Below are 25,848 nucleotides of genomic sequence, written 5' to 3'. Positions count from 1 at the left end.
GCAGTGATTTGAAAAGTGAACGCGCAACCTACGCAGAAAAGACCACGTGATCCCCGCCTCGACTTTTATCGGGGCATCGGGATGTTCATCATCTATATGGCACACTTGCCCTGGAACTGGTGGAGCCTTTGGATCCCAGCCCGTTTCGGCTTCTCCGACGCAACGGAGATTTTTGTTTTCTGCTCCGGCATGGCCTCGGCCCTCGCCTTCGGCAAGATCTTCGATATCCACGGAATGGCCATGGGTACTGCCCGTATACTGCATCGCATGTGGCAGGTTTACTGGGCTCATATCGGCCAGTTTCTGGTGATCGCCGCCGGGCTCGTTGCGCTTCACGAAAGCAACTACCTGCAAGAGTGCTGTGATCTCACCCAGGATTATGTCGGCAGTCTAAACATCTGGAAACTCTACACGGACACAGCTGTTACCCTACCCGCCTTCCTGACACTGACGTGGGTGCCCAACTACTTCGACATTCTGCCGATGTATGTGGTGATCCTCGCATTGATACCGGTGATCATGCTGGCATCCAGGGTGTCGGTGCGCGCCGCCTTCGCCCTGTCGATCGGTTTGTGGCTGCTGGCACAGTTCGGATTATTGAATCTTCCCGCAGAACCCTGGTCCGACCGGCCCTGGTTCTTCAATCCGTTTGCCTGGCAACTGATTTTCTTTACCGGTTTTGCCTTCATGCGCGGCTGGATACCCGCGCCGCCGGTCAGCCGGAAACTCATGGCTGTTGCTGCGACGGTGCTGATCGTCACCGTTCCCTTCGCCTATTTCCGGATTCATTTGAATGTCGAGTGGATCCAGGACGTTCGCGCCGTTATCAAACCGCTCTGGATCAAGACCGAATTCGGCTTGTTCCGGTTCATTCATTTTCTCGCGCTTGCCTATCTGGCGTGGGTCGTAGCCGGAAAACATGGCCAGCGCTTGATTGGTCATGGCCGCGTCTGGGACGGCTTTGTCGGTGTCGTGCAGAAAGTCGGCCAACAGTCTCTCGCCGTATTCATGGCAAGCCTTGTCATTGCCCAAGCCGCCGGCATCCTGCGCGATATGATCTGGGGCCGCGGCGAATGGATACCGCAGATCCTGTCGAACCTGCTGGGGTGTCTTGCCCTGGTTGCCGTTGCCTATGTGGTCAGCTGGTTCAAGAGCCAGCCTTGGCGCAAGCCCCCTGCCCTGCCACCGACCGCAGGTGATCCCATGGCGGGTGCCGGACATTCAACGGCGGGTGATCAAGCGTCTCTTCGGGCAAGGTCCTCGCGCACGCTCGCTGGCACTCCGGCTGCGCAATAGGCCTGAAATTGGCCTACATTCCCAGTCGACAGCTTGGAAAGCGGACATACCGGCCGGTTTCGGCCGGTATTTTTCAAACTGGAGGTGGCCAGCCGTCAGTGCAGGCTCACCATGCGAAGCTCCTGGTGAAAGGCATTCGCAAGTGCTGCTTCGCGGCTGTCAGATACGAGAATCGGGGTTCCATCCGCATTGAGCAATGCCCAAAGTGTAACGCCTTCGGGCACCGGCGGCATTTCGGGAAACAGCCGTGTAAGCTCGGCCGACTTCAACGGACGTATGTAACCGACTGTTCCGGAACCGAGTTCACACAAGGCATCCTTGCTCATGGCAACAGGGGGCCGATCCCGCCAATCCATGGCGGGGCTGTTTGGATCGTGCATCAGTATCTCCGTAATTGTTTTCCGGCAGTGAGTTACTCGCCGCTGGAGATTTCTATTCTTCGGATAACCCGTTCAGGTTCGGGGCGCGCAAGGTCAATGGACAACAAACCATCCTTCAGGTCCGCACCCAGGATTTCGATACCTTCCGCAAGAACAAAGGCACGTTGAAACTGCCGGGCCGCAATTCCGCGGTGCAAATAGTCCCTTGTCTTGTCATCCTCTTGCCGCCCGCGGATAACGAGTTGGCTTTCTTCAACAGAAACCTCAAGCTGCTCACGGGTAAACCCCGCGACCGCCAGCGTAATTCGGATCACGTCGCCACGTCCGTCATTCTTCGGCAAACGCTCGATGTTGTAAGGCGGATAACCGTCATTGGCGGCTTTGGACACACGGTCCAGTACCCGCTCAATATCATCGAACCCGAGCATAAACGGGCTGGAAAACGCAGACATGCGTGTCATTCTCAAAGTCCTTTTAAAGCGACCTTGTTCCTGAACCCTTCCGAGGCATTCAGGCTGGGGACCTTCCCCTTGATAATTTTGAATATGGCGTCTGCCGAAACCGGATTCAAGTTTCCGTAAAGTCGTCAAGTTTTTCCGGTATGAGGGAAAGCTGGCGACAATGCGATACAAGACGCGGATTTTCCTTTAGCAATCCGGCGATTGCCTTGGCAGCCTCCCGAATCGGCTGTTTGTACCGCGCATCCTGATGAAGCACCAGCCAGCGTTCCGTCGTCAGGTCTTTGACCGGCTCTCCCACCCTTTGGAACTCGGTGAAAGCATCGCCGACAAAACAGGGCAGGAGCATCAACAGGTTATGGCGCTGCATCAGGTGAACAGCGTGGAAGGAATTGTTGACCCGGACCACAATATCGCGGCCATGTAGTGTTTCTATCCACTGCGCCGTCGGGGACTGCGCCTGATCCTCCGACAAGCCAATCCACCCAGCACTTGACCTCCCGGAAAAGCGGGCGGCCCGATACACGCAAAAAGTCACGTGGCCAACCCGCTGACCGGCAAGCCAAGGCTCCGTTGGCCGCGCATTCCGGATCCCAATGTCAACTTGCCTGCGGGCGATGTCACGCCGTTTCAGGTCTGACAGGAACTCCGGGGACCACATGTCCTCCGGCTGCCAGATCCTGTCGGCGTGATCGATAATCAGACGCATGGTCCAGTCCCCGGCCGATATTCGCACCCGGGGCTTCAGGCCCTGTCCGTCACACCAGCCATCGATAGTTCGCGCCGCGCTTTCCATGTCAGCTGCACGCGACAAGAAGTCGGTGCCCGCCTCCGTGAGGGCATATCCTCTTGCACCCCGTTCAAAGAGCCGCCGGTTAACCGCCTCTTCCAGCGCAAGCATCCGGCGTCCCAGCGTGGCCGCACTCAAGCCGGTTTCACGTGCGGCCCCGGCCAGTCCACCATGCCGTGCAATCGAGAGAAACAGGCTCACATCCTGCCAATTGAGAGATTGTTTCATGAATGAAAGATCTTTTTCAAATTAAAAACAATGCTTTGAAGTCATCCTATACGAAACTGGCACCCATCAGAAAGAAATGTTGATAATTTGCAGGTGCCCGAAAATGAGCCACCCTCTGTTCCTGTTTGGACTGAGATCACCGCGCGGGTCCATCCCGCTCGCGCGCAACGATCCGAGAAAAGCCCTTTACCCAAATGCCGAAGAGTTCTGGGGGACAGGCCACCAATCCGCGCAAATTCAGGCAACTCTCGAAGGGCCGGGGTCTTCCCCTCTTGCCCGGGCATTATACCGCCTTCATGGTATCCTTGACCACATCGTTCGACGAGCATTGCGAAGGCGCCGCTTTGACCCCCAAGAACCTTGACACTTGCTGCGTATCTTTGCCGGCAAAGACCAATGTCTTCCAATCGGACGATACCCTGTTCCAGCAAGCCGGACCCGCTCCCGCCGCCAAGCTGGCCAAAAAACTGCGCAAGGACTTGCACCTGGATGGATGAGCGAGACCGGAAACCGTCCAAAACTCTTTCGCTCACGATCGTGATGCTCGCGCAAGTCGCGGGCATGAGTTTGTGGTTCATCTCCGCTGCCACCCTGCCCGAATTGATCGCCGAGTTCGAAATCTCAAAAACCCGGCAGGCCGCGCTTTCCAGTGCTGTGCCAGCCGGTTTCGTCGCCGGCGCGATCCTCTCTGCATTGGCGGGTTTGGCGGACCGTATGGATCCACGAAAACTTTTCGCCATGAGTGCCGTCGGTGCAGCCATGGTGAACGCCGCGCTTTTGATCACGTCGCCAGACGGAAATCCCGCTGTGCTGGCCCGTTTCGCAACGGGTGTTTTTCTGGCAGGCGTTTATCCGGTCGGTATGAAGATTGTTGTTGGTTGGGGCCTCAAGGATCGAAACATCCTCGTGTCCGCCTTTATTGCCGCGTTCACCTTCGGATCGGCTGCCCCCTACCTGATTGCCTATCTGGGCGGCGCGGAGTGGCGTTGGGCTGTCGGCATCACGTCAACCGCTGCCCTGATCGGCGGCGTTCTGTGTCTCGGGATCGGATTGGGCCCCTATCACAGCAGCGCAGGCCGGTTTGACATCAAAACCATCGCGGAGGCCTGGACAAACCGCCATGTTCGCCTCTCCTATGCCGGATATCTGGGACACATGTGGGAACTCTATGCCATGTGGACCTGGATCAGCGTTGCCTCTGCCGCGTCATTTGCAACAACACTCCCGCAAGCGGAGGCAAACGGACTTGGCCGACTGACCGCATTCGCTGCGATTGCTGCCGGAGGTATCGCCTGTCTCCTGACAGGCCCTTTCGCGAACCGGATCGGCAAAATCAATCTTGCGATCCTTGCCATGATCACAAGTGGCTCCTTCGCCGTTCTGACAGCTTTCAGTTTTGGCGGACCACCCTGGCTCACCATCGTCTTTGCTATCATCTGGGGTGCCGCCCTTGAACCGGATTCCGCGCAATTTTCCACCCTGGTCGCGGATCATGCCCCCGCAAGCAAAGTCGGGAGCCTTTTGACCATACAAACCGCGCTCGGCTTTTCCCTGTCCTTTTTCGCGGTGCAGGTGACACCGCTTGGCGCAGAGGCTGCCGGTTGGCCAGTCATGTTTGCCGTCATGGCACTCGGCCCGGCTGCCGGAACTGTTGCCATGTTGAGGCTCAAGAGACAGCCATGAAACCCGATCACAGTGCGCAAAAAATGACCGGCAGGCTTGAAGTACGTCTACCCTGTACCCTTGCCGTGCTCCAACGTTGCCGTCATGATCCCGTCAGTCACACCTTTCGAGCTCCCTTGCGAAGGTCACGCCTTGACACCTGAAAAATTCGACCAGTTCTGCGCATCGCTTCCGGCAACAACCAATGTGGTCCAGTGGGGCAATGCATCCGTCTGGAAAGTCGGTGGCAAGATTTTCGCGATTTGCTCACGTTGGGGAACTGGTGATCATCCGCGTTACGGGTTCAAGTGTTCGGATCTGTCCTATGACATGCTGATCCAGCAAGACGGGCTCATACCCGCTCCCTACCTCGCCCGTGCCAAGTGGGTGCAGATGGAAACACCCGGCGCGCTTTCGGACGAAGACCTTGCGGCCTATATCTCGGCCGCCCACCGGATCATTGCCGCCAAGTTGACCAAGAAGCTGCGCAAGGAGCTGAGCCTGGATGTCTGATCACGAAGCACCACATCCCGGCCGATCCCGGTTTACATCCCTCACGATCCTGTTGCTTGCCGAACTGGCGGGAATGAGCCTGTGGTTTGTGTCAGCGGCGATATTGCCGGACATGGTTGCAGAATCGCATATCTCGAGCACCCGGCAAGCGGCCATGTCCAGCTCCGTTCAGGCCGGATTTGTTGTCGGCGCACTGTTTTCAGCCATCTCCGGACTTGCCGACCGCATCGATCCGCGCAGGGTTTTTGCCGTTTGCGCGGTCCTTGCGGCGCTGGCCAATGCATCTCTGCTTGTGACACAACCGGGGGGCAATCTGGCAATTGCTGCCCGTTTTGCAACAGGAGCCCTTCTAGCCGGTGTCTATCCGGTCGGACTGAAGATCGTAGTCGGCTGGGGCCTGAAGGATCGCGGGTTTCTGGTCTCAATCCTGATTGGAGCCTTCACCCTCGGTTCCGCCGCTCCCTATCTTTTGGCGTATGTCGGCGGAACCGAATGGCGGTGGGCTGTAACCGCAACCTCGGTGGCTGCCGCAGCTGGCGGGATCGCCTGTTTGCTTACCGGATTGGGGCCCCATCATAGTTCGGCCAGCCGTTTCGACATCCGAACCATTTCAGAGGCCTGGACAAACAAGCGTGTTCGTCTGGCCAATGCCGGTTATCTCGGGCACATGTGGGAACTCTACGCCATGTGGTCCTGGATCGGGGTCGCATCTGCCGCGTCCTACGCTGCGACATTGCCCGGTTCCGAGGCGACCAGTCTGGGCAGGCTGACGGCCTTTTGTGCAATTGCCGCGGGCGGCATTGCCTGCGTTGTTGCAGGGCCGATTGCGGACCGTACGGGCAAAGCCAGAATCGCGATTTATGCCATGGTGATCAGCGGCTCCGGCGCGCTCCTGACTGCATTGAGTTTTGGCGGCCCTCCGTGGCTGACATTCGCTTTTGCGATTTTGTGGGGCGCTTCAGTACTTCCTGATTCCGCACAGTTTTCAACGCTTGTCGCAGATCATTCTCCGCCGGAAAAGGTCGGCAGCCTTCTCACCTTGCAGACAGCCCTCGGCTTTGCCCTGACGTTCTTCACGGTCCAGGCCACCCCGCTGCTGGCTGGAGCCATCGGCTGGCCGATTGTCATGGTGCTCATGGCACTAGGCCCTGTCGCCGGAACGATTGCGATGATCAGGTTCCGCGCGTTGCCCTGAACCCGGTTCACACTTCTTCCCCGCCTGCGTCCGTCGAAATGTTCGAAGCGGGAGGGGGAGAGGCCATGGCTGCCGGACAAAGCGGAATTGACGTATCCCACTATCAGGGCGATATCGATTGGCAAGCCGTTGCAGGGGCTGGCATCTCCTTTGCCTACCTGAAGGCAACGGAAGGCACCGGATACTCAGACACAACATTCGCCGGCAATTGGGCCGGCTGTCAGGATGCCGCCATCGCAAGTGGCGCATATCACTACTTTCTGCCACGAGACAGTTTCCTGCAACAGGCCGAGAACTTTGTATCCGCCCTGAAAAGCGTCGGCTATGACCGCAGCAAAGACCTTCCGCCTGCCATCGACTGCGAGGAAATGGACGGCAGCAGCCCGGCAGAGTATGTGCATGCGCTTGGCTCCATGACCCACCTTCTGGAGAAGCTTCTATGGGTCAAGCCGATGATCTATACGAGCCCCGGCTTCTGGAACGGCCTTGGCAACCCGGACTTCTCTCAATACCCGCTGTGGCTTGCCGAATACACCAGCGCGCCGCAACCAAACGTCCCGGCGCCCTGGTCGGCCTACACGATTTGGCAGTATTCCCAAAAGGGCCAAGTGTCCGGCATCAGCGGCTATTGTGACAGCGACATTTCCAACCCGAATCTCGCTCTCGGGCCATTCAGAGGATCAATCCTGAACTGGTTTTGAAAGAGATCATCCGCTATCCAGCAAGCAGCGCCGGTTCTTCCATCTGTAGCTCAAACGCGCTGTATCCAAAATCCTGTCCGTTGACCCGCAGCGAAACGGCCTGCGTGCCGGAATAGTATTTTCGAGTGGTGATCGGACGGATCGCATGGGTACGGGACAGGCGCAGCTGTTCGCCAGGCCGGAGGGTGACCGTCGTCCACTTGAACACCTTGCCCGACAGGCTACCATTAGCCTTCCTGAAGTGAACCACATAATCTACGAGCAGGGTTTGTTCCCTGGCACTTCTGGATGTCAGAACAACATCAAAGGCGAGCGCAGAGCCAAACCGGACGGTTTGGCCGGCGATCCCGGGTCCTTCCACGTCAATCAGGGGACTGTCGAGGCCGAAGGCGCGCAAGGCTTCCGGGTGGCCGTTTTTGATCAGGCTGCGGCAGGCATGTTTCACCAAACGCTGCCGGTTCCTGCCGGCACCCTGCAGCCAACTGGCTGCAAGGTCCGCAACCAGATCCGGATGATCCTTGGCAATGTCGTTCAAATGATTGGCCACCGACCGGCGCACATAGTCTTCGGGATCGTCCTTCAGGGCCTCCAGCAAAGGCAGGGTCGGGCTCGGGTCTGCGATCAACTGCTTGAGCTGCATGCCCCATGGCAGGCGGGGCCGGGTTCCTTCCGAAACCAGACGGCGGACATGCTTGTTCGGGTCGGCAACCCACAGAGACAGGATATCAAGGGCCGTGTCCTGATCTGCGTCCAGAAACGGTCTGACGTCGAATTCGGCAGTTGCACGTTTGGTCATCTCCTTCAACAACGCAAAGGAGGCCTCGAAATCACCAAGCCCGTACCGGCTCACGATCATTCCGAGCGGCATCATACCCCAACCCCGGATGCCGTCCGCGTCACTGCCACGATCAATACCGGCCCCGTCTTCACTCGGGTGCAGGATCTTGCGCAGCACCTCATAGCGTTTCGCAAGGTCCAGGGGCAGCACTTCATGCAGTGCATCGGCAATGCGCTCAGAACGCTGTTTCAGCTCCAGCGCAGGCAGGTCTGTCAGGAGCGCGTGTTCAAATACCTGCCGCTGAAAATCCGGAAGATGACGTTCCAGATGCCCGCCAAGGCACTGAACCAAGTCTGCCGAGATCTTGTTTTTAAAGGGTTCCATGTGGCCATACCGTTGCAATGTCGTGCCGGGACAGTTCCTCATCCGGCCATGAATGGCAATCCGGCAAGTTGCCCGCTCCTGACACCCTTTGTCAGGAGGCCGAGAATCGCGACGCTTGCAGAAAAGTACCGCTTGAAAACACATAAAAGCCGCCCCGGTTTCCCGGAGCGGCTATCCGCGATCGGCAGCCCCCTCGTCTGGCCGCCTCTCTTTAGATCCTAGTGCGGCACGCGTTTGCCCGTGCCGGCATCGAAGAAATGAACATCAGCCGGATCGGCCGCAAGTTGCAGCTTCGTACCTGGTGCGTAGCGCGCATGGCTCGGCACACGGATCACCATTTCCGGCCCACCTTTCCCAAGACTTGCGTAGACATAGCTTTCCGCGCCAACCGGCTCGAGAACATTCACATCAAGCTCCAGCAAGAGACCCGCGCCATTCCCTCCTTCGCCGTTCTCGACAACACGAAGGTGTTCAGGACGCACACCGATGGTGTAGCGATCCCGGCCATGGAGATTGGCCCCGCTCAAACCTTCGCCCTGTTCAAGCATAAGACCGGATCCGTTTGCCTTGACGGGCAAAAGGTTCATCGCCGGTGACCCGATAAAGCTCGCGACAAAGGTCGAAGCCGGCTTGTCATAGACGTCGATCGGAGAACCGATCTGTTCGATGTTGCCCTTGTTGAGCACCACCAGCCGGTCCGCCAGCGTCATGGCCTCCAGCTGGTCATGGGTGACATAGACGCTGGTCGTGCCCAGGGAGCGCTGCAAGCGCTTGATCTCGACGCGCATCTGGACCCGCAGCTTGGCATCCAAGTTCGACAGCGGTTCGTCAAAAAGGAATGCAGCCGGTTCGCGGACAATCGCCCGCCCCATGGCCACACGCTGGCGCTGGCCGCCCGACAGGGCACGCGGCTTGCGGTCGAGATAGTCGCCGATTTCGAGAATGCCGGCAGCCTCTTTTACCCTTCGGTCGATTTCCTGTTTGTCCATGCCGCGGTTTTTCAAACCGTAGGCGAGGTTCTTGTAGACCGACATCTGCGGGTAGAGCGCGTAGTTCTGAAACACCATCGCGATGTCCCGGTCTGCGGGATCGATCTTGTTGACGACACGCTCGCCGATTTTCACTTCACCGGTGGTGATGTCCTCAAGCCCGGCAACCATGCGCAAAAGCGTGGACTTGCCACAGCCGGACGGTCCGACAAGAACGATGAATTCGCCATCGTCGATGTCGATGGAAACGCCTTTGACCGCCTCCACATCGCCGCTGTAAACCTTGCGGACCGTATCGAGAGTTATCCTTGCCATTTGTTCCTCACTTGTCGCTCTCGACGAGCCCTTTGACAAACCAACTTTGGAAGACCACCACGACAATCACCGGCGGCACGATGGCCAGGATCGCCAGCGCCATGGCCTCGTTGAAATCCGGAATCTGCGCGCCGACCCAGACCTGCATGATCTGCTTGATGCCGCGCACCAGGGTGAACATGGATTCTTCGGTCGTGATCAGCGTCGGCCAGAGATACTGGTTCCAGCCGTAGACGAACATGATGATGAAGATCGCCGCGATCATGGTTTTAGACAGTGGCACCAGAATATCCACGAAGAACTTCCAGGGCCCTGCCCCATCAATCCTTGCCGCTTCCATCAACTCATCGGGAACCGACATGAAGAATTGCCGGAAGAAAAAAGTGCCCGTTGCCGATGCAATCAGGGGAACGATCAGGCCCGAATAGGTGTTCACCATCCCGAGCCCCTGCACGATCTCGTAGGAAGGCAGGATCCGCACTTCCAGAGGCAGCAGAAGCGTGCAGAAGATCACCCAGAAAAAGAACGTCGCGAACGGAAACCGGAAATAGACGATCGCGTAAGCCGCCAGCATGGAAATGACGATCTTGCCTATCGCAAAGCCCAGCCCGAGGATCAGCGAATTCTTGAGCATGACAAGACCGTCGACTTCCTTGGTAAAGCCGCCCGCCCGGGTCAGGACGGTTTCATAATTATGCAGGAACTGGCCGCCGAAATTGAACTGAAGGCCGTCCCGGTAGACCGTGATGGCATCATGGGTCGAGGTCAGGAAGGCAAGCGCGACCGGAGCGACCATGAAAAACACGCCGCCAAGCAGAATCAAATGGTCGGAGAGACGAATGCGGTTCATGGCGGTCCTCACGAATAATGCACGCGCCGCTCGATCAGGCGGAACTGGATGACGGTCAGGATGAAGACAAGCAGCATCAGGATCACAGACTGCGCCGAGGAGCCGCCGAGATCGTTGCCCCGGAAGCCGTCCAGAAACACCTTGTAGACAAGGGTGACGGGATTGTTGCCGGGCTCCTGTTTGACGATCACGTCGATGATGCCGAAGGTGTCGAACATGGCGTAGGTGATGTTGATGATCAGCAGAAAGAAACCGGTCGGGGCGAGCAGCGGAAAGGTGATGGTCCAGAACCGGCGGAAGCTCGACCGGCAGTCGATGCTCGCAGCCTCCTGAACGGACTTCGAGATGCTTTGAAGGCCCGACAGAAAGAAAATGAAATTGACCGGTATCTGCTTCCAGATCGCCGTCACCGTCATGGCAAAGCCGGTGTCGAAGTAATTTACGCCGACCTGCATGTTCCAGCCGAACAGACGGAAGAGGTCCACCATCGGCCCCACATGCTGGTCGAACATCAAAACGCCGAGCAAGCCCGCAACCGGCGGAGCAACAGCGTAGACCCACATCAGCAAGGTCTTGTAGGTCGATGCCCCGCGCAGAACCTTGTCCGCCTTGACCGCAAGCAAGAGCGCAATCCCGAGCGACAGGAAGGTCACCAGAAAGGTGAAGACGGCGGTGAACCACGCCACCCGGCCATAGTCTGTCGAGGTCAGCGTATCAGTGAAATTGTCGAGACCGACAAAGGTGGAGCCGAATCCGAAAGGATCTTCGAGATAAAACGAGGCGCGGACGGCCTCGGCGGCCGGCCACAGGAAGAAAATCGCGACAATGGACAACTGCGGCACAAGCAGCAGATAGGGAATAAGGCGCGACTGAAACTGGACTTTTTTCATTGCCCTACCGAAACAGGCAAGGCGGGCACGGACTATAAAAGTCTACCGGCCCGCCGGATTACCGAAGAAAACGGGGGCGCAACAGCACCCCCGCCAAGCTCATGGAGCCGAACGCCTAGTTCTCGGTCGTCTTTGCGAACCGCTCGAGCAGCTTGTTGCCATCGGTTTCGATGGTGGCAAAGGCTTCGTCGACAGTTGCATCGCCGGTGAGGATCTTGCCGTATTCGCGGTTCATGACGTCACGGATCTGGACGTAGAAGCCCATGCGATAGCCCTTGGTCCAGTCACCACCCGGCAGGGTCAGCTGCTTGATGCCGATTTCGGCAGCCGGCGTGCGCTCGTAATGGCCGTCCTTGGTTGCCAGTTCGTAAGCGGCGTTGGTGATCGGCACGTAGCCGGTGTCCTTGTGCCACATGTACTGGACTTCCGGAGACGTCAGGTACTCGTAGAAGGAAGCAACACAGTTGTTTTCATCAGCCGGCTTTCCGGCCATGGCAAAGAGGGCCGCGCCGCCGATGAATGTTCCGGTGCCGGCACCTTCAACGCTGTCCCAATAAGGCAGGTAGGTGGCCGAAAACGGGAACTCGACGGTTTTCTGGATGCCGCCGAAGGACCCGGAAGAGCCGAGCCACATGGCCACCTTGCCTTCGTTGAACGGGGTCTGGTTGTCGCCCCAGCCGGTGCCGTACCAACCGAAGTGGCCATCATCCAGCCACTGCTTGACGGCCTTGAAGTGGGCCTTGATCGGCTCGCCAAAGACCAGCTCTGTGCCGGTTGCACCTTCGTAGCCATTGTTGTTGGTCGCGAACTGCAGGTTATGACGCGACATGAAGTTCTCGGTAAAGATCCACGGCAGGTGAGACTGTGCCAGCGGAACGTACCCTGCGTCCTTGAGCTTGGGCGCGATTTCCTGGAATTCTTCCCAGGTTTTCGGCGCTTCGACGCCAGCTTTTTCCAAAGCCTCGACGTTGTAGTACAGGATCGGCGTGGACGAGTTGAACGGCATGCCGATCATCTTGCCGTCGCTGTCCGCATAAAAGTAGCGAACGCCGTCGATATAGTCTTCGATGTCGAATGCCACACCGGCTTCTTCAAGAATGTCCTGGGCCGGAACAACAGCACCCTTTGCACCGATGATCGTTGCAGCTCCTGCATCGAACACCTGAATGATGTTCGGCTGTTCACCGGCGCGGAAGGCCGCAATACCTGCGGTCAGGGTCTCTTCGTAGGTGCCCTTGTAGACCGGCGTGATCGCACAGACGTCCTGAGACTCATTGTAGCCATTGGCGATATCGACAACGACTTCGCCCAGACGGCCGCCCATGGCGTGCCACCAGGAAATGTCAGTTGCTGCAAAAGCGGTGCTGGAGGTGCCGAGCATGGCAGCCGCGGCCACAAGCCGTGCGGCGGTCTTCTGATAAGCCATTCCTGTGCTCCCGAATGAAAGGGGGAAATCCCGTGACGGAACTGATCAACACCCCGATTTTGCAGGGGCGCTGTTGTGATTGCCCGCGCTTGATATGATTTTCATATGAAAGTTATATGTCGTTCACATGAACGATAATTGACAGCTATACGAATACAGCTTCGTATTATGCGCGCATCAAATAAAAAAACTACTTTAAGTAAATTTCAGAACAGAACCCTGCGTGGTTTGCCATCTAACATTCTGTAATAAGATTGAAAATCCGGGCAACCAGTAAGCGCTCAACGTCAAACATGACAATAAGATTTCGCCTGTGAAAAGGTTTAAAGACCAGCATCTGTAATTAACACGCTCATATGAAAGACCTGTGTCGCTCGCACGACCAGTTTGCAACATCGCCTGATGGACAAATTCACAACCGCACCTGAACGGGCCCCATTTTAAACATGCGCATGCGGCATTGCGCTCATTTCCGCCATATTCGAGCAGCCTCGATTACACTGCGCCGTGACCAAGACCCGGCTGTCTCCGTCCTGTAGTCACGATAAGAATCTGAAGCCCCTGCGGAATTTTGGCGTTGCGACCAAGGCCCCGTCCCCATTAACAATTCGTAATAATTTCGCCACACGCCCGCCTATCCTGTCACTCCCAAGGGCTGGGTTATGACCGCGCCATTTGAAAAGGCGCTTACAGGTACGGGAGTTTTTTTCATGTCAGAGCCGAGCGCTTACGAGACATACATGCTCGAACTCATCAACCGGGCACGCGCTGATCCAGATGCCGAGGCGGCTCTCTACGGTATTGATTTGAATGAAGGTCTTGCGCCCGGCACGATCGATTCCGATGCCAAGGAGCCTCTTGCATTTTCCACCGACCTGAACGCTTCGGCAGAAGGTCACAGCCAGTCCATGCTCGACGACAATTATTTCAGTCACACCGGAAGCGATGGCTCCTCGGCTTCCGAACGCATTTTTGACGCCGGCTGGACATCGGCGACCGGAGGCTGGGCAACCGGCGAAAACATCGCCCTCAGCGCCAGCACCAGCCCGGAAGTCGGTTTCAACATCGAGACGATCGAAGAACAGCATGAAGGCCTGTTCCTGTCGGAGGGCCACCGCACAAACATCCTGAGCGACGACTTTTCCGAGGTGGGCATCAGTCAGCAGGTTGGCGGCTACACAAGCGGTGGGTTCACCTACTCCAATACCTCCATGATCACCCAGAACTATGCCGAGGGAGGGCGCACTTTCCTGACCGGCGTTGTTATTGATGACACGGATAGTGACGACTTTTACGATATCGGCGAAGGTCTTGGCGCAGTCACCATCACTGCAACCGGCGCCTCCGGAACCTACACCACCACGACTTGGGATTCCGGTGCCTATTCCCTCGAAGTCGAGGATGGCAGCTATACCGTCACCTTCTCCGGCGGAGATCTGGACGGGACCATTACCAAGCAGGTCACCGTCGATGGCGAAAATGTCAAGGTGGACGGCTTTGCGGATGAAGCGGCGTCAACGTCTCCCGCTCCCGATACGGATACGGATACGGATACGGGCGATGATGATGAGGAAGCGCCAGAGGATACATCCGGTACCGGCACGTCTGAGTCTGACGAAGAGCCTGTCACGGACCCGGATGTCGTGGCAGACACCGGAGTGTCCGATGATGTTGAAGACACTGACGAAGACACCGGGGATACGGCGGATGCCGGCACCGGTTCGGATGCCGATACCGGTGATACGGATCCCGACACCGTCACGGATACCGGAGATGACGAAACCGATGTCGCGGATGACAGCGCAGATGAAACTCCGGTCGAAGACACGGATGACGATGTGGCCGACACTTCGGAAGATGACACGGACACCGGCATGGGAGACGATGGCGAGGATGTGGTGATCGTGGATCCGGCTCCCGAACCCGATGAGGACCACGGCGTCTGTGGCGGATTTGGCGGACGCGATTGGGAACCCGGCCAGATCATTACCGAGACCTTCGCAATACTTGACGACTTTGCCAGCGACATCGGCGGGCGTTTCGGGCACAGGCTTTCCAACATCCTAGACCGGCTGGAAGACAGCTTTGAGCGCGTCAGCGACAACAACCGGCTGCTTGACCGGTTTGAAGACCGGATCGAGGACGGCCCGATCTTTTCACGCCTGCTGGATCATCAAGAAGAGGCGAACGTCCTTGCGGACGGTCAGACATTTGGCCGTGGAGATCACACCTCGGACGCAACATTCGACGAAATTGCGGATTACGGGTCGTTCTCCAATGAGCAGTCAGCCATGAGCGACGACGCTCACTGGTTCAGCTAACACATTGCATAGTGTGGTCAGACAACGCGATCAGTGCGTGTGTCTGACCACAGACTTGTCCAGCCATTCAACCATGCCGGGAAACCGGCATTGCCGTAATTCGACTGTCCAGGATAAGTCATGAAACGGAATAACGGGATACCGGATCCCGGGGGGCCTTCTCAGCAGCGAATGGCGCCGCAGATAGATCATCGGACACACAGACCAAGGGCAACGGCGGAGAACTCTATCCCGCTACCTGTCTGCACCGAAGCATATTTCAAACTCTGGAAAATGGTGGAGCCAAGGGGAGTCGAACCCCTGACCTCTACAATGCCATTGTAGCGCTCTCCCAACTGAGCTATGGCCCCTTCCGATATGGCCGCCGGATTGGGTCCCGGCGTCGATGGAGGCGGTTTATAACCACGCCGCCCCCATTGATCAAGCAGAAAATCGCGTTTTTGGGATCCTGTCGTGTGGATAACCAAAAAGAGATCGATTTTCCTTTTAAATCAGAGCCTTAACGATCTGTGTCGTCGTCAGAGATCTCGACGCGAATGCCAGGCACGGCTTCGCCATCCTCGTCTTCATCTTCAATGAAGACGTCGTCGTCGCTGGATGTGTCCGCAATCTCGACGTCATCATCATCGATATCCGGCACGTCCTCGCTTGCACCCTCGGCTTCGGCATCGGCCTCTTCCAGGGTGACGATCTCAGGACCTGCGACGTCCTCATCTTCATCATCGTCTTCCGTCGCCGCAGCTGCCTTGGCAGCCTTTGCCGACCGGGAAACCATGACGGCCTCGAAGATCGTGCCGCATTTCGGGCAGGTGATCGGATCGCGATTCAAATCGTAGTATTTGGCGCCGCAGCTTGGGCACAGCCGCTTCGTGCCAAGTTCAGGTTTTGCCACTGTGCTAACCCTTCGTCTTCTTTGGAGTGCGCGCCCCATAGCCTTAAGAGCGCCCCGGTGTCAAAGCCAAATCGACAAAAACACCGGCGAACCGTTGTTCTGCATGAGTGGACGGAAATTTCAAGATGTATGATGGATGACGCCCGCGCCAGCCCGTGATAGGGAAACCCCAGTTTCGATCACTGCAAAAAGTAAGGACCCGTCACCTTAATGTCGCATGCTTCCTCGCCCACCCCACTGCGGTCAAAGGCTTCCGGACCGCTCTCAGGCACCATCCGGGTTCCCGGCGACAAATCGATTTCGCATCGCGCCCTGATGTTTGGCGCATTGGCGGTCGGACGCACAACTGTCTCGGGTCTGCTCGAATCCGAAGACGTCTTGGCCACCGCGGATGCCATGCGCGCGGTCGGCGCGGTTATCGACAAGCACGAAGACGGCAGCTACACGATCGACGGCATCGGCCTTGGCAGCCTGCTGGAACCGGAATCCGTCATCGACTTCGGCAACGCCGGTACCGGTGTCCGTCTGACCATGGGCATTTTCGGCACGCATGACATTGCAGCCACCTTCGTCGGCGATGCGTCCCTGTCCAAACGCCCGATGGGCCGTGTCTTGGATCCCTTGCGCGAAATGGGCACCAGCGTGATTGCGCGTGACGGCGACCGGCTGCCCGCCAGCATTCGTGGCGCGAAGCAGCCGCTGCCGATGACCTACCGGGTTCCGATGGCCTCCGCACAGGTCAAATCCGCTGTCTTGCTGGCAGGCCTGAACGCGCCGGGCGAGACAACGGTCATCGAACCCATTCCGACCCGCGATCACACCGAAAAGATGCTGGCAGGCTTCGGCGCAGATATCACGGTCAAAAAGAACGAGGCCGGAGAACGGGTCATCACCCTCAAGGGTCAGCCAGAGCTGAAACCACAGGATCTCGAGGTCCCCTGCGACCCGTCCTCGGCTGCCTTTCCGATCGTGGCAGCCCTGATTGTGCCGGGCTCCGACATTACGGTCGAAAACGTCCTTCTGAACGAGCACCGGACCGGCCTGATCACCACCCTGATCGAGATGGGCGGTGATATCGAGATCTCGAACCGCCGGGTTTCCGGCGGAGAAGAAATCGGCGATATCCGGATCAAGGCCAGCAAGCTAAAGGGCATCACTGTCCCGGCGGACCGGGCCCCCTCCATGATTGACGAATACCCGGTTCTGGCCGTTGCCGCCGCCTTTGCCAAGGGCGACACCTTCATGCCCGGACTGGACGAGTTGCGGGTCAAGGAATCCGACCGCCTCGCTGCCGTCGCACGCGGGCTTGAAGCCAACGGCATTCCTTGCAAGGAAACCGAAGACACGTTGACCGTCACCGGCGCTGCGAATGACATCGGCGGCGGGATTGTCGCCACGCATCTGGACCACCGCATTGCCATGTCGTTCCTGATCCTGGGACTGGCGAGCCACAAACCGGTCACGGTTGACGACGGTGCCGTCATCGCAACCAGCTTCCCAACCTTTGCCAGCCTGTTTTCCGGGTTGGGTGGTGTGGTCGAGACTGCGGATGGTGAGCCGGAATGATCATCGCAATAGACGGGCCGGCCGCGTCCGGCAAGGGAACCCTTGCCCGCCGCCTGGCCACGCATTTCGAGCTGCACCATCTCGATACCGGTTTGACCTATCGTGCGGTTGCCGCAGCCCTGCTCGCCAATGGCTTGCCGCTCGGTGATGAACAGGTCGCCATCGACGTTGCCAGGAACCTTGATCTTGCCAAGATGGACAAGAGCGTCCTGTCTGCTCACGAGATCGGCGAGGCAGCCTCCCGGATCGCCGTGCTCGGCGGCTTGCGGGAAGAACTTGTCAATCTTCAGAAGCGGTTTGCAAGCACTCCGCCCGGAGCCGTTCTGGATGGCCGTGATATCGGAACGGTTGTCTGTCCGGATGCGGATGTGAAGCTGTTTGTCACCGCCTCGGCGGAAGCCCGGGCCCGGCGGCGCACCGACGAGATGGCGTCGAAGGGACAGGAGGCTGTTTTTGCGTCGGTACTGGACGATCTCAAGCGCCGGGACGAGCGGGACAGCACCCGGTCGGTCGCTCCGATGAAAATCGCTGACGATGCCCACTTGCTTGACACCACGGAAATGGATATAGAAACCGCGTTCCAGTCGGCTGTGGATATCGTGGCAAACGCCCGCAAGAACTGAGCCTGACCGAGCAAAAGCATGGGGTACACAGCCTGTACCCCTTTTTGCTTTGCGTTATCGGTTTGGCACAATTGCATTTTGGCATGGCTCCCCCATCTGGAACGAAGGTACGGACGGCGCATTTGCGCCCCCGTACAAACCAATAAAATACGGATTTCGGACCCTTTGCCCCGCCGGCTTGCGCGCGACTGACCTGATTGGTCCACGCAAATGGGCTCAAATCATCTGAGCCCCAAAGGGTGTCTTGAAACCGGATCGCAACACAAACCGGCCGGCGGCCTGCCAGGAATGGCATCAGGAGTTTAAATGTCTGAATTGAACCCCTCCACCGAGGATTTTGCAGCTCTTCTCGAAGAGTCTTTTGTCCAGCACGACCTTTACGAAGGTGCAGTTGTCAAGGGCACCGTTGTCGCAATCGAAAAGGACCTTGCCGTCATCGACGTCGGCCTGAAGGTCGAAGGCCGCGTTCCGCTGAAGGAATTCGGTGCCAAGGGCCGCGACGGCGACATGACCGTCGGCGACGAAGTCGAGGTTTACCTGGAGCGTGTTGAAAACGCCCTCGGTGAAGCCGTTCTGTCGCGCGAAAAAGCCCGCCGCGAAGAAAGCTGGGTTCGTCTCGAAGTCGCTTTCGAAGCCAACGAGAAAGTCACCGGCCAGATCTTCAATCAGGTCAAGGGTGGTTTCACCGTCGATCTCGACGGCGCCGTTGCCTTCCTGCCGCGCAGCCAGGTCGACATCCGTCCGGTTCGCGATGTCACCCCGCTGATGCACACGCCGCAGCCGTTCCAGATCCTGAAGATGGACAAGCGCCGCGGCAACATCGTCGTGTCCCGCCGTGTCGTTCTGGAAGAAACCCGCGCCGAACAGCGTTCGGAACTGGTCCAGAGCCTCGAAGAAGGCCAGACCGTCGAGGGTGTGGTCAAGAACATCACCGACTACGGTGCGTTCGTCGATCTCGGCGGCATCGATGGTCTGCTGCACGTCACCGACATCGCGTGGCGCCGCATCAACCATCCGTCGGAAGTTCTCACCATCGGCCAGACCGTCAAGGTGCAGATCATCCGCGTCAACCAGGAAACGCATCGCATCAGCCTGGGTATGAAGCAGCTCGAAACCGATCCGTGGGATGGTATCGAAGCCAAGTATCCGCTGGAAGCGAAGTTCACCGGCCGCGTGACCAACATCACCGACTACGGTGCATTCGTTGAGCTGGAGCCGGGCATCGAAGGCCTGATCCACGTTTCCGAAATGTCCTGGACCAAGAAGAACGTCCACCCGGGCAAGATCGTTTCCACCTCTCAGGAAGTGGAAGTGATGATCCTGGAAGTCGATCCGGTCAAGCGCCGCATCTCTCTCGGCCTGAAGCAGACCCTTCAGAACCCGTGGGATGCGTTTGCAGAACAGTACCCGTCCGGCACCGAAGTCGAAGGCGAAGTCAAGAACAAGACCGAATTCGGCCTGTTCATCGGCCTCGACGGCGACGTCGACGGCATGGTCCACCTGTCCGACCTCGACTGGAACCGTCCTGGCGAACAGGTCATCGACGAGTACAAGAAGGGCGACATGGTCAAGGCCGTTGTCCTCGACGTGGATGTCGACAAGGAGCGGATCTCCCTCGGCATCAAGCAGCTCGGCAGCGATCCGATGGAATCGGGTGCAGCTGGCGAAATGCGCAAGGGCTCCATCGTGACCTGTGAAGTCGTCGAGATCAAGGACAGCGGTCTGGAAGTCAAGATTGCCGACAGCGACCTGACGGCTTTCGTCCGCCGCGCTGACCTGTCCCGCGATCGCGAAGAACAGCGTCCGGAGCGTTTCTCCGTTGGCGAGAAGTTCGACGCACGCATCACCCAGTTCGACAAGAAGACCCGCAAGGTCGCCGCGTCGATCAAGGCACTGGAAATTGCGGAAGAGAAGGAAGCAGTCGCTCAGTACGGCTCCTCCGACTCCGGCGCATCTCTCGGCGACATTCTGGGTGCAGCCCTCAAGAAGGCCGGCGAAGACGAATAAGTCTTCAAAAGCTTGCAAAGCTCAGAAGCCCGGCGGGAATCCGCCGGGCTTTTCTTGTTAACCGATCCTGTTTCACCCCAACGGCACGTCTTTACAAACACATTTGAGCCTCTACGTTAGGCATACGCTCGAGGACCCGCCAAATGCGCAGCCTCAAAACTTACTCTCCAGACAGAATTGCGAGACGACAGATGACCGAAGTCAAATCGGGCGATACTGTTCGTATTCACTACAAGGGCACGTTGAACGACGGAACTGTATTCGACAGCTCGGAGGGGCGTGATCCGCTGGAGTTCACGGTTGGGTCCGGCCAGATCATTCCCGGCCTCGACAGCGCGATGCCCGGCATGCAGGTGGGTGACGCCAAACTCGTCAATGTCGCGGCAGCCGATGCCTATGGCCCGGTTCAGGAAGCGGCACAACAGGAAGTCCCGCTGTCCCAGGTGCCGGATCACATCCCTCTGGAGATTGGCGCGGAACTCCAGGTGGAAACGCCGGATGGCCAGATCATGACCGTCAGGGTCGCCGCATTGAGCGACGAAAGCGTTCTACTCGATGCAAATCATCCCTTGGCCGGGCAAGACCTGAATTTCGACATCACACTGGTCGAAATCGCCTGATTTGGTGCGGACTGCGACCTTTCTCGCAGTCCGCACACCCCGAACCGGACTGCCGCAAGACAGGCGGATTTCGGCAGCGAGCGGCCGCAACCCGGTTGTTTCGATTGCCAGCTTCCTCCCTCAGGCGCATCTGCGCCTCATAAAGTCCTGATATTTCTTGTTATCTTCCCTAAGCATTTGCATTTTTTCCGGTTCTGTCTCTATGTATGGTCAGTTTCCGATCTTGTGAGGAGTTTCGCCGAACATGACCCTCGATGCTGACGCGCTCGTTGACCGGCGGCGCTTGCGCCGAAAACTGACCTTTTGGCGCGTTGCCGCCTTTGCGATTGTTGCGATCGCCCTGATTTCAGCGATCGGATACGCAGCTGGTGTCGGTGGATTGTCGAAACGCGCCGCGCATGTGGCACGGATCGACATCAACGGCGTCATTCTCGATGACCGTGACCTGATCGAGATGATTGAGGAAATGTCGGAAACCGAAAGCGTTCGTGGCGTTGTCCTGTCAATCAATTCACCTGGCGGCAGCACCACCGGCGGCGAGGCCATCTATGGTGCCCTGAGAAAACTTGCCGACAAGAAACCTATGGTCGCCGAAATCCGGACGGTTGGCGCATCAGCCGGTTACATGATCGCACTCGCCTCCGATCATATCGTTGCGCGCTATAATTCGATCACCGGCTCGATCGGTGTGCTGTTCCAGTACGGAAATGTCGCAAGGCTGCTCGACACAATTGGTGTGAGCATCGATGCGGTCAAAAGCGCGCCCTTGAAGGCAGAACCGAATTACTATTCCCCCGCCTCCCCTGAGGCGGTCGCCGTTCTCGAAAACCTTGTGAATGATTCCTTCGAGTGGTTTACAGCCCTGGTTGCAGAGCGGAGAAACATGGAGCCGAACCGGGTCAAGGAATTGGCAAACGGCGCAATCTATTCTGGGCACGCGGCCAGGGAAAACGGCCTGATCGACGAAATCGGCGGTGAGGATGTGGCCATTGCTTGGCTCGAAGACAAGCGGGACGTGCCCAAGGACCTCCCGATCATCACCTGGAGCGCCGTTGATGAGACTGCAGACATTCCGTTTGCCTCTTCTGCTGCCCGCGCTTTCGGTGAAGGCTTCGCCAGTGGGCTAATCCCCGGTCTTGATGACGCTAAGGGGCTGATTTCACGAGGGCTTGTTCTTGACGGCCTTGTCTCGGTTTGGCAGGCTCCTGTAGCGGTAGAAAATGGCTCGTCCAATCGAGGGGACGGTAATGATTAAATCCGAGCTTGTACAACACATCGCAGAGCAGAACCCGCATCTGTATCAGCGCGACGTCGAAAACATCATCAATGCTATCCTGGATGAAATCACGGAAGCCTTGATGCGGGGCGACCGGGTCGAACTACGCGGGTTTGGTGCATTTTCAGTCAAGAACCGCCCGGCGCGTGTCGGCCGCAATCCGCGGACCGGCCAAAAAGTCGAGGTTGACGAAAAGCACGTGCCGTTTTTCAAGACCGGCAAGGAAATGCGCGAGCGATTGAACGACGGTGTGGATCACGGCGACGATGACGATTAATAAGCCGATCCAGCCGTCTGGACATATTCTCGCCGGGTGAACGTAGAAAATAGCCCCCGTTTTTGGACCACCATCTGGCGGCACCCGTTTGAAGCGGACAGGAGGACTTGTTTGTGAGCCGATTTGTCAAAAACCTGATCCTGTTCGTGATCGCCTTGTTCATTATCCCGCTGTCGGTCGCAAATCGGCATACGGTTTCCCTGTCTCTCAACCCGTTTGATCCGCAGGACCCGAGCCTGACGGTGACCAACATCCCCCTGTTCTGGATCATCTTTGCCAGCCTTGCGGTGGGGATCATCGTCGGTGGCATGGGGGCCTGGGCAAAGCAGGGGCGCTGGCGCAAGGAAGCCCGTGTCAAACGCCGCGAAGCTGACAAATGGCACAAGGAAGCCGATCAGTTGCGCGAACAGGCCAAGATCATGGCTCCCGATACCGGCCGTGCGGGTCTTCCCCGGCCGGATGATCGGCGCGCGGCATAGGATTGGGCAATGCGGGTCATCTCCGGCAAGGACATGGCTGCTGTCCTCGACTGGCGAGACCTGATTGAAACATTGCGCCGGGCTTTCCGGTCACAAACGGTTCACCCGGATCCAACCCGCTACCGCATAGACCGTACTGTCCAGACCTCCGGCGCTCTTAAAATTGATCCGGCATGGACGAATTTTGCCGCGCAGGGACATTGCGGCCGCGGTTATATCGGTTGCGGCCTGGCACTGGAACTGCCCGCCAACCAGCACGGAGCCGAACCTGCAGGGTCGGGGGTTTATGTTCTTTTTGCAGGTAGCAATGGCGCGCCGCTTGCCCTGCTCGACCGCACCTACATGGCAAGTTGGAGACACGCCGCCCTGCATGCCCTGGCAGCCTCCTATCTGTCCCGGGAAGACAGCAGCCGTGTTCTGGTCTTCGGCACATCTCCACTCTTGCCGTTTCTGCTGGCTGCCTATGCCTCTGTGCGTGAAATCCGGACTGTCCTGATCTCGGGAGCGGATGACACGGTCTGCCGCAAGCTGTCTTCAACACAGGGATTGTCCCGCCTCTCCATCAGGCCAACCGACGATACATCTGGCGCCATCTCCGGTGCAGACATCATTTCCGTCGTGGTCGGCGGTCTACCCGATCTTTCGAACCACGATATCAGCCCCGGACTTCATGTCGATGTCATCTCACCACAGGCCAGTGTCCCTCCATCAGTCCTTGACGATACGCGGCTGTTTGTCAGCGACAGGCGCGACGCTGCAAGTTTCGCAAGCTTGGAAATCGCGGCAGATCTGCAGGAAATCGCTCAGGGCGACAAGGCCGGGCGGCGCTTTTACGGGCAGTTCACCCTGTTCAAGTCCGGAGACAACACCGGACTTCTGGACCTCGCCACGGCCGGCCATATCTTTCTGCGTTGTTAACGGCTCTGATGCAGGTGGAGCCCTCTTTATACTTTGCTTCTTTGATACGAGTGTTGTTACGGGCGGAGTGAAGCGCACATCAGGATTTTTCCTGGATGACCTATGGCGGACATTGCACGACGGCTTCTATCTGAGAAAAGTCACCCTGCTTGACCTCGAATGGCTTTAGTCGGGCCTCTTGGTGTGCGGTGTGTAAACAGGCAAATGCCATCCGAAATGGATCGCCCCGCCTCTCAAGGCGAATGCAATTGCTCCGGCGATCAAGGCGGCCAACCATCCGTTCGAACCAAGGTGGCTCAACAAAACAAAACCGCCCGCCCCGGCAAAGGCTGCACTGACATAGATTTCCTGTTTGATCACCGCCGATGGCTCGCTGGCAATCACGTCCCGCAACACACCTCCGAATGTTGCTGTAGCCACACCCATCAAAATGGAAACCGAAACGGTTTCATTTACACTCAGCGCTTTGGCCGCTCCCATTACCGAGTAGGCTGAGAGACCGACCGCGTCGGCCCAACGCAGCGGTTTGCCCAAAGCCTCGACCACATGCGCAAAAAACCAAACAATTATACTGACCCCGAAACAGACGAGCAGATAGCCATTGGAGTGTGCCCAAAAGACGGGAACGCCCAAAATCAGATCCCGCAACGTCCCGCCACCGATCCCGGTCAAGGTCGCAAAAAAGAGGAAGGCGATGAAGTCCAGCCGTTTGCGCGAGGCTACAATCGCGCCCGAAAACGCGAACACAGCTACACCGAGGTAATCAAGAAGCTGAAACAGCACGTGAAACCCTCCAAAAAGAAACCGCTCCCGGCCAACAAGCCGGAAGCGGTCACATCATATAGCCTATCAAAAAGCGGTGTCAGGCGCTTTTGTCGACAGTCTGTCCCGGCTCTGCAGTGTTCGACACAGCTGCTTCCTTGGGTCCTCCCTTGGAAACACCAACCATGGCCGGCCGCAAGACGCGCTCCCCGATCACATATCCTGCCTGTACGACCTGAACGACCGTGTTGTTCGGCACCTCGGTATTCGGCACCTCGAACATGGCCTGATGGAAATTCGGGTCGAACTTCTGGCCTTCGGGGGTAAGTTTTTTAACGCCGTTCTTTTCGAGCTGATTGAGCAGCTCGCGCTCGGTCATCTCGACACCTTCGATCAGGGACGCGATACCTGCATCGGCGTTCTTGCGGTCTTCATCGGGCAGAAACTCAAGCGCCCGGCGCAGATTGTCGGACACCGTCAACATGTCGCGGGCAAATCCTGCGACCGCGTACTGGCGGGTATCCTTGAGCTCCTTTTCGGTCCGGCGGCGCAGGTTTTCCATCTCGGCGATGGCGCGCAACGCACGATCCTTGAGGTCGGCGTTTTCCGCCTTCAGAGCTTCGGTCGGATCCACGCCCGGTTCAGCCGCCGGGCGCTCCGCTGCAGCTTCGGCAGCCTCTTGGGCAGCGGCCGCTTGCGGGTCGGGCTGGTTGTCCTGGGTCGGTTTGGTCTCGTCGCTCATCTGTGATCCGTTGAAATGTCAGTCAGCTATCGCCGAACATCTAAATAAAGATGCCCGGAACGGTTAGGCATGAGCATAACCATTCCGAGCCGTCAAGGTTTTTGGCGCTAAATTCGCAAAGTGCCTTAGAGTGCGCTCTTGATCCAGTCGGAAAGCTTGCCCTTGGGAGCGGCGCCGACCTGAGTTGCCATCGGCTCGCCGTCCTTGAACATGATCAGCATCGGGATCGAGCGGACGCCGTATTTCATGGCCATGTCCTGGTTCTCGTCGATGTTGAGCTTGGTGATCTTGACCTGTCCCTGAAGCTCTTCGGAAATTTCTTCCAGCGCCGGAGCAATCATCTTACACGGACCGCACCATTCAGCCCAAAAGTCGACAACAACCGGCTCGGAAGACTTCAGAACATCTGTTTCGAACGAAGCGTCAGATGTGGTGGTGGTAGCCATATTCAGCTCACTTTCATTTTGCTCATCACGGCAGACGCCGTTTCATGTTGGCCCGAACGTAGGT

27 protein-coding genes and 1 tRNA gene are annotated in these 25,848 nt (G+C 57.8%); 15 read left to right on the top strand and 13 right to left on the bottom strand.

The genetic code is table 11. The annotated features are described in order from the left end of the window. The first annotated feature begins 15 nt into the window (after positions 1 to 15). On the top strand, positions 16 to 1,296 hold the full coding sequence (locus E1297_RS30365) for an OpgC family protein (protein ID WP_368669745.1): 1,281 nt from the start codon (positions 16 to 18) through the stop codon (positions 1,294 to 1,296). Positions 1,297 to 1,391: 95 nt separating this feature from the next. On the opposite strand, the gene E1297_RS30360 is transcribed toward E1297_RS30365, so the two are convergent. The 3 genes from E1297_RS30360 to E1297_RS30350 all read right to left on the bottom strand — a co-directional run bounded on the left by E1297_RS30360 (position 1,392) and on the right by E1297_RS30350 (position 3,152). Further along, positions 1,392 to 1,676 carry a DUF1150 domain-containing protein gene (locus E1297_RS30360; protein ID WP_244327943.1) on the bottom strand — a complete coding sequence of 95 codons (285 nt, stop codon included), beginning with the start codon at positions 1,674 to 1,676 and terminating at the stop codon, positions 1,392 to 1,394. 32 nt (positions 1,677 to 1,708) lie between these two features. Then, positions 1,709 to 2,137 carry an Hsp20 family protein gene (locus E1297_RS30355; RefSeq protein WP_155144730.1) on the bottom strand — a complete coding sequence of 143 codons (429 nt, stop codon included), beginning with the start codon at positions 2,135 to 2,137 and terminating at the stop codon, positions 1,709 to 1,711. A 106-nt stretch (positions 2,138 to 2,243) separates the two neighbouring features. Then, positions 2,244 to 3,152: a LysR family transcriptional regulator gene (locus E1297_RS30350; RefSeq protein WP_155144729.1), complete on the bottom strand. Its 909-nt coding sequence runs from the start codon at positions 3,150 to 3,152 to the stop codon at positions 2,244 to 2,246. Positions 3,153 to 3,346: 194 nt separating this feature from the next. On the opposite strand from E1297_RS30350, the gene E1297_RS30345 reads away from it, so the two are divergent. The 5 genes from E1297_RS30345 to E1297_RS30325 all read left to right on the top strand — a co-directional run bounded on the left by E1297_RS30345 (position 3,347) and on the right by E1297_RS30325 (position 7,223). After that, the gene (locus E1297_RS30345; protein ID WP_155144728.1) at positions 3,347 to 3,649 is read left to right on the top strand and encodes a hypothetical protein; all 303 of its coding nucleotides are present in this window, start codon (positions 3,347 to 3,349) and stop codon (positions 3,647 to 3,649) included. Beyond that, entirely contained in the window at positions 3,642 to 4,835 is a 1,194-nt protein-coding gene (locus tag E1297_RS30340) for an MFS transporter (RefSeq protein ID WP_209016085.1), read from the top strand. Before E1297_RS30345 ends, E1297_RS30340 begins: the two co-directional genes overlap by 8 nt. A gap of 132 nt (positions 4,836 to 4,967) precedes the next feature. Further along, on the top strand, positions 4,968 to 5,327 hold the full coding sequence (locus tag E1297_RS30335; protein WP_155144727.1) for an MmcQ/YjbR family DNA-binding protein: 360 nt from the start codon (positions 4,968 to 4,970) through the stop codon (positions 5,325 to 5,327). Beyond that, positions 5,320 to 6,522, top strand: a complete 1,203-nt coding sequence (locus tag E1297_RS30330) for a nitrate/nitrite transporter (RefSeq protein WP_155144726.1) — start codon at positions 5,320 to 5,322, stop codon at positions 6,520 to 6,522. The genes E1297_RS30335 and E1297_RS30330 overlap by 8 nt, the downstream gene beginning before the upstream one ends. A gap of 65 nt (positions 6,523 to 6,587) precedes the next feature. After that, positions 6,588 to 7,223 (top strand): glycoside hydrolase family 25 protein, encoded by a 636-nt coding sequence (locus tag E1297_RS30325; protein WP_155144725.1) that lies wholly within the window; start codon positions 6,588 to 6,590, stop codon positions 7,221 to 7,223. A 13-nt stretch (positions 7,224 to 7,236) separates the two neighbouring features. Here E1297_RS30325 and E1297_RS30320 read toward each other — a convergent pair whose 3' ends face one another. The 5 genes from E1297_RS30320 to E1297_RS30300 form a co-directional block, all read right to left on the bottom strand. Beyond that, on the bottom strand, positions 7,237 to 8,385 hold the full coding sequence (locus E1297_RS30320) for a DNA alkylation repair protein (protein WP_155144724.1): 1,149 nt from the start codon (positions 8,383 to 8,385) through the stop codon (positions 7,237 to 7,239). A gap of 218 nt (positions 8,386 to 8,603) precedes the next feature. After that, entirely contained in the window at positions 8,604 to 9,689 is a 1,086-nt protein-coding gene (locus E1297_RS30315; protein ID WP_155144723.1) for a sn-glycerol-3-phosphate import ATP-binding protein UgpC, read from the bottom strand. Positions 9,690 to 9,696: 7 nt separating this feature from the next. Beyond that, complete coding sequence (gene ugpE / locus E1297_RS30310) at positions 9,697 to 10,539, bottom strand: sn-glycerol-3-phosphate ABC transporter permease UgpE (RefSeq protein WP_155144722.1); 843 nt, start codon at positions 10,537 to 10,539, stop codon at positions 9,697 to 9,699. A gap of 8 nt (positions 10,540 to 10,547) precedes the next feature. After that, positions 10,548 to 11,429, bottom strand: a complete 882-nt coding sequence (locus tag E1297_RS30305) for an ABC transporter permease subunit (protein WP_155144721.1) — start codon at positions 11,427 to 11,429, stop codon at positions 10,548 to 10,550. A gap of 115 nt (positions 11,430 to 11,544) precedes the next feature. After that, positions 11,545 to 12,855: an extracellular solute-binding protein gene (locus tag E1297_RS30300; protein WP_155144720.1), complete on the bottom strand. Its 1,311-nt coding sequence runs from the start codon at positions 12,853 to 12,855 to the stop codon at positions 11,545 to 11,547. Between the two features lie 710 nt (positions 12,856 to 13,565). Between E1297_RS30300 and E1297_RS30295 the strand changes: the two genes are divergently transcribed. Next, positions 13,566 to 15,176, top strand: a complete 1,611-nt coding sequence (locus E1297_RS30295) for a CAP domain-containing protein (RefSeq protein ID WP_196223441.1) — start codon at positions 13,566 to 13,568, stop codon at positions 15,174 to 15,176. 274 nt (positions 15,177 to 15,450) lie between these two features. Here the strand turns inward: E1297_RS30295 and E1297_RS30290 are convergent. After that, positions 15,451 to 15,526 (bottom strand) — tRNA-Ala (locus tag E1297_RS30290). Between the two features lie 149 nt (positions 15,527 to 15,675). Then, positions 15,676 to 16,068, bottom strand: coding sequence for a TIGR02300 family protein (locus E1297_RS30285; protein ID WP_368669744.1), 393 nt, complete (start codon positions 16,066 to 16,068; stop codon positions 15,676 to 15,678). 210 nt (positions 16,069 to 16,278) lie between these two features. On the opposite strand from E1297_RS30285, the gene aroA reads away from it, so the two are divergent. From aroA to E1297_RS30245, 8 genes are all read left to right on the top strand, one after another. Then, positions 16,279 to 17,634: a 3-phosphoshikimate 1-carboxyvinyltransferase gene (aroA, locus tag E1297_RS30280; protein ID WP_155144717.1), complete on the top strand. Its 1,356-nt coding sequence runs from the start codon at positions 16,279 to 16,281 to the stop codon at positions 17,632 to 17,634. After that, positions 17,631 to 18,257, top strand: coding sequence for a (d)CMP kinase (gene cmk / locus E1297_RS30275; protein ID WP_155144716.1), 627 nt, complete (start codon positions 17,631 to 17,633; stop codon positions 18,255 to 18,257). Before aroA ends, cmk begins: the two co-directional genes overlap by 4 nt. 306 nt (positions 18,258 to 18,563) lie before the next feature. Further along, positions 18,564 to 20,264: a 30S ribosomal protein S1 gene (rpsA, locus tag E1297_RS30270; RefSeq protein WP_155144715.1), complete on the top strand. Its 1,701-nt coding sequence runs from the start codon at positions 18,564 to 18,566 to the stop codon at positions 20,262 to 20,264. A gap of 191 nt (positions 20,265 to 20,455) precedes the next feature. Continuing rightward, positions 20,456 to 20,884: a peptidylprolyl isomerase gene (locus E1297_RS30265; RefSeq protein WP_155144714.1), complete on the top strand. Its 429-nt coding sequence runs from the start codon at positions 20,456 to 20,458 to the stop codon at positions 20,882 to 20,884. A 244-nt stretch (positions 20,885 to 21,128) separates the two neighbouring features. Beyond that, positions 21,129 to 22,139 carry a signal peptide peptidase SppA gene (gene sppA, locus E1297_RS30260; RefSeq protein WP_155144713.1) on the top strand — a complete coding sequence of 337 codons (1,011 nt, stop codon included), beginning with the start codon at positions 21,129 to 21,131 and terminating at the stop codon, positions 22,137 to 22,139. Beyond that, the gene (locus E1297_RS30255) at positions 22,132 to 22,437 is read left to right on the top strand and encodes an integration host factor subunit beta (RefSeq protein ID WP_155144712.1); all 306 of its coding nucleotides are present in this window, start codon (positions 22,132 to 22,134) and stop codon (positions 22,435 to 22,437) included. The genes sppA and E1297_RS30255 overlap by 8 nt, the downstream gene beginning before the upstream one ends. A 113-nt stretch (positions 22,438 to 22,550) precedes the next feature. Continuing rightward, positions 22,551 to 22,916: a lipopolysaccharide assembly protein LapA domain-containing protein gene (locus E1297_RS30250; RefSeq protein WP_368669743.1), complete on the top strand. Its 366-nt coding sequence runs from the start codon at positions 22,551 to 22,553 to the stop codon at positions 22,914 to 22,916. Positions 22,917 to 22,925: 9 nt separating this feature from the next. Continuing rightward, on the top strand, positions 22,926 to 23,834 hold the full coding sequence (locus E1297_RS30245; protein ID WP_155144711.1) for an ornithine cyclodeaminase: 909 nt from the start codon (positions 22,926 to 22,928) through the stop codon (positions 23,832 to 23,834). Between the two features lie 165 nt (positions 23,835 to 23,999). Here E1297_RS30245 and E1297_RS30240 read toward each other — a convergent pair whose 3' ends face one another. The 3 genes from E1297_RS30240 to trxA all read right to left on the bottom strand — a co-directional run bounded on the left by E1297_RS30240 (position 24,000) and on the right by trxA (position 25,784). Next, positions 24,000 to 24,617 carry a trimeric intracellular cation channel family protein gene (locus E1297_RS30240; RefSeq protein ID WP_368669742.1) on the bottom strand — a complete coding sequence of 206 codons (618 nt, stop codon included), beginning with the start codon at positions 24,615 to 24,617 and terminating at the stop codon, positions 24,000 to 24,002. A gap of 79 nt (positions 24,618 to 24,696) precedes the next feature. Next, entirely contained in the window at positions 24,697 to 25,338 is a 642-nt protein-coding gene (grpE, locus tag E1297_RS30235) for a nucleotide exchange factor GrpE (RefSeq protein WP_155144710.1), read from the bottom strand. 125 nt (positions 25,339 to 25,463) lie between these two features. Further along, positions 25,464 to 25,784: a thioredoxin gene (gene trxA / locus E1297_RS30230; protein ID WP_155144709.1), complete on the bottom strand. Its 321-nt coding sequence runs from the start codon at positions 25,782 to 25,784 to the stop codon at positions 25,464 to 25,466. Between the last annotated feature and the right edge of the window lie 64 nt (positions 25,785 to 25,848).

Source organism: Roseibium sp. RKSG952, assembly GCF_009711355.1.
Note: the sequence above shows the minus strand (reverse complement) of the source record. Positions and strands in the feature narration are given on the sequence as shown.

What these genes read in the sequence shown, in the direction of transcription:
- E1297_RS30360 (WP_244327943.1), bottom strand. Translation starts at nt 1,676, where the DNA reads ATGCACGATCCAAACAGCCCCGCCATGGATTGGCGGGATCGGCCCCCT.
- E1297_RS30355 (WP_155144730.1), bottom strand. Translation starts at nt 2,137, where the DNA reads ATGACACGCATGTCTGCGTTTTCCAGCCCGTTTATGCTCGGGTTCGAT.
- E1297_RS30350 (WP_155144729.1), bottom strand. Translation starts at nt 3,152, where the DNA reads ATGAAACAATCTCTCAATTGGCAGGATGTGAGCCTGTTTCTCTCGATT.
- E1297_RS30345 (WP_155144728.1), top strand. Translation starts at nt 3,347, where the DNA reads ATGCCGAAGAGTTCTGGGGGACAGGCCACCAATCCGCGCAAATTCAGG.
- E1297_RS30340 (WP_209016085.1), top strand. Translation starts at nt 3,642, where the DNA reads ATGGATGAGCGAGACCGGAAACCGTCCAAAACTCTTTCGCTCACGATC.
- E1297_RS30330 (WP_155144726.1), top strand. Translation starts at nt 5,320, where the DNA reads ATGTCTGATCACGAAGCACCACATCCCGGCCGATCCCGGTTTACATCC.
- E1297_RS30325 (WP_155144725.1), top strand. Translation starts at nt 6,588, where the DNA reads ATGGCTGCCGGACAAAGCGGAATTGACGTATCCCACTATCAGGGCGAT.
- E1297_RS30320 (WP_155144724.1), bottom strand. Translation starts at nt 8,385, where the DNA reads ATGGAACCCTTTAAAAACAAGATCTCGGCAGACTTGGTTCAGTGCCTT.
- E1297_RS30315 (WP_155144723.1), bottom strand. Translation starts at nt 9,689, where the DNA reads ATGGCAAGGATAACTCTCGATACGGTCCGCAAGGTTTACAGCGGCGAT.
- ugpE (WP_155144722.1), bottom strand. Translation starts at nt 10,539, where the DNA reads ATGAACCGCATTCGTCTCTCCGACCATTTGATTCTGCTTGGCGGCGTG.
- E1297_RS30305 (WP_155144721.1), bottom strand. Translation starts at nt 11,429, where the DNA reads ATGAAAAAAGTCCAGTTTCAGTCGCGCCTTATTCCCTATCTGCTGCTT.
- E1297_RS30300 (WP_155144720.1), bottom strand. Translation starts at nt 12,855, where the DNA reads ATGGCTTATCAGAAGACCGCCGCACGGCTTGTGGCCGCGGCTGCCATG.
- E1297_RS30295 (WP_196223441.1), top strand. Translation starts at nt 13,566, where the DNA reads ATGTCAGAGCCGAGCGCTTACGAGACATACATGCTCGAACTCATCAAC.
- aroA (WP_155144717.1), top strand. Translation starts at nt 16,279, where the DNA reads ATGTCGCATGCTTCCTCGCCCACCCCACTGCGGTCAAAGGCTTCCGGA.
- cmk (WP_155144716.1), top strand. Translation starts at nt 17,631, where the DNA reads ATGATCATCGCAATAGACGGGCCGGCCGCGTCCGGCAAGGGAACCCTT.
- rpsA (WP_155144715.1), top strand. Translation starts at nt 18,564, where the DNA reads ATGTCTGAATTGAACCCCTCCACCGAGGATTTTGCAGCTCTTCTCGAA.
- E1297_RS30265 (WP_155144714.1), top strand. Translation starts at nt 20,456, where the DNA reads ATGACCGAAGTCAAATCGGGCGATACTGTTCGTATTCACTACAAGGGC.
- sppA (WP_155144713.1), top strand. Translation starts at nt 21,129, where the DNA reads ATGACCCTCGATGCTGACGCGCTCGTTGACCGGCGGCGCTTGCGCCGA.
- E1297_RS30255 (WP_155144712.1), top strand. Translation starts at nt 22,132, where the DNA reads ATGATTAAATCCGAGCTTGTACAACACATCGCAGAGCAGAACCCGCAT.
- E1297_RS30245 (WP_155144711.1), top strand. Translation starts at nt 22,926, where the DNA reads ATGCGGGTCATCTCCGGCAAGGACATGGCTGCTGTCCTCGACTGGCGA.
- grpE (WP_155144710.1), bottom strand. Translation starts at nt 25,338, where the DNA reads ATGAGCGACGAGACCAAACCGACCCAGGACAACCAGCCCGACCCGCAA.
- trxA (WP_155144709.1), bottom strand. Translation starts at nt 25,784, where the DNA reads ATGGCTACCACCACCACATCTGACGCTTCGTTCGAAACAGATGTTCTG.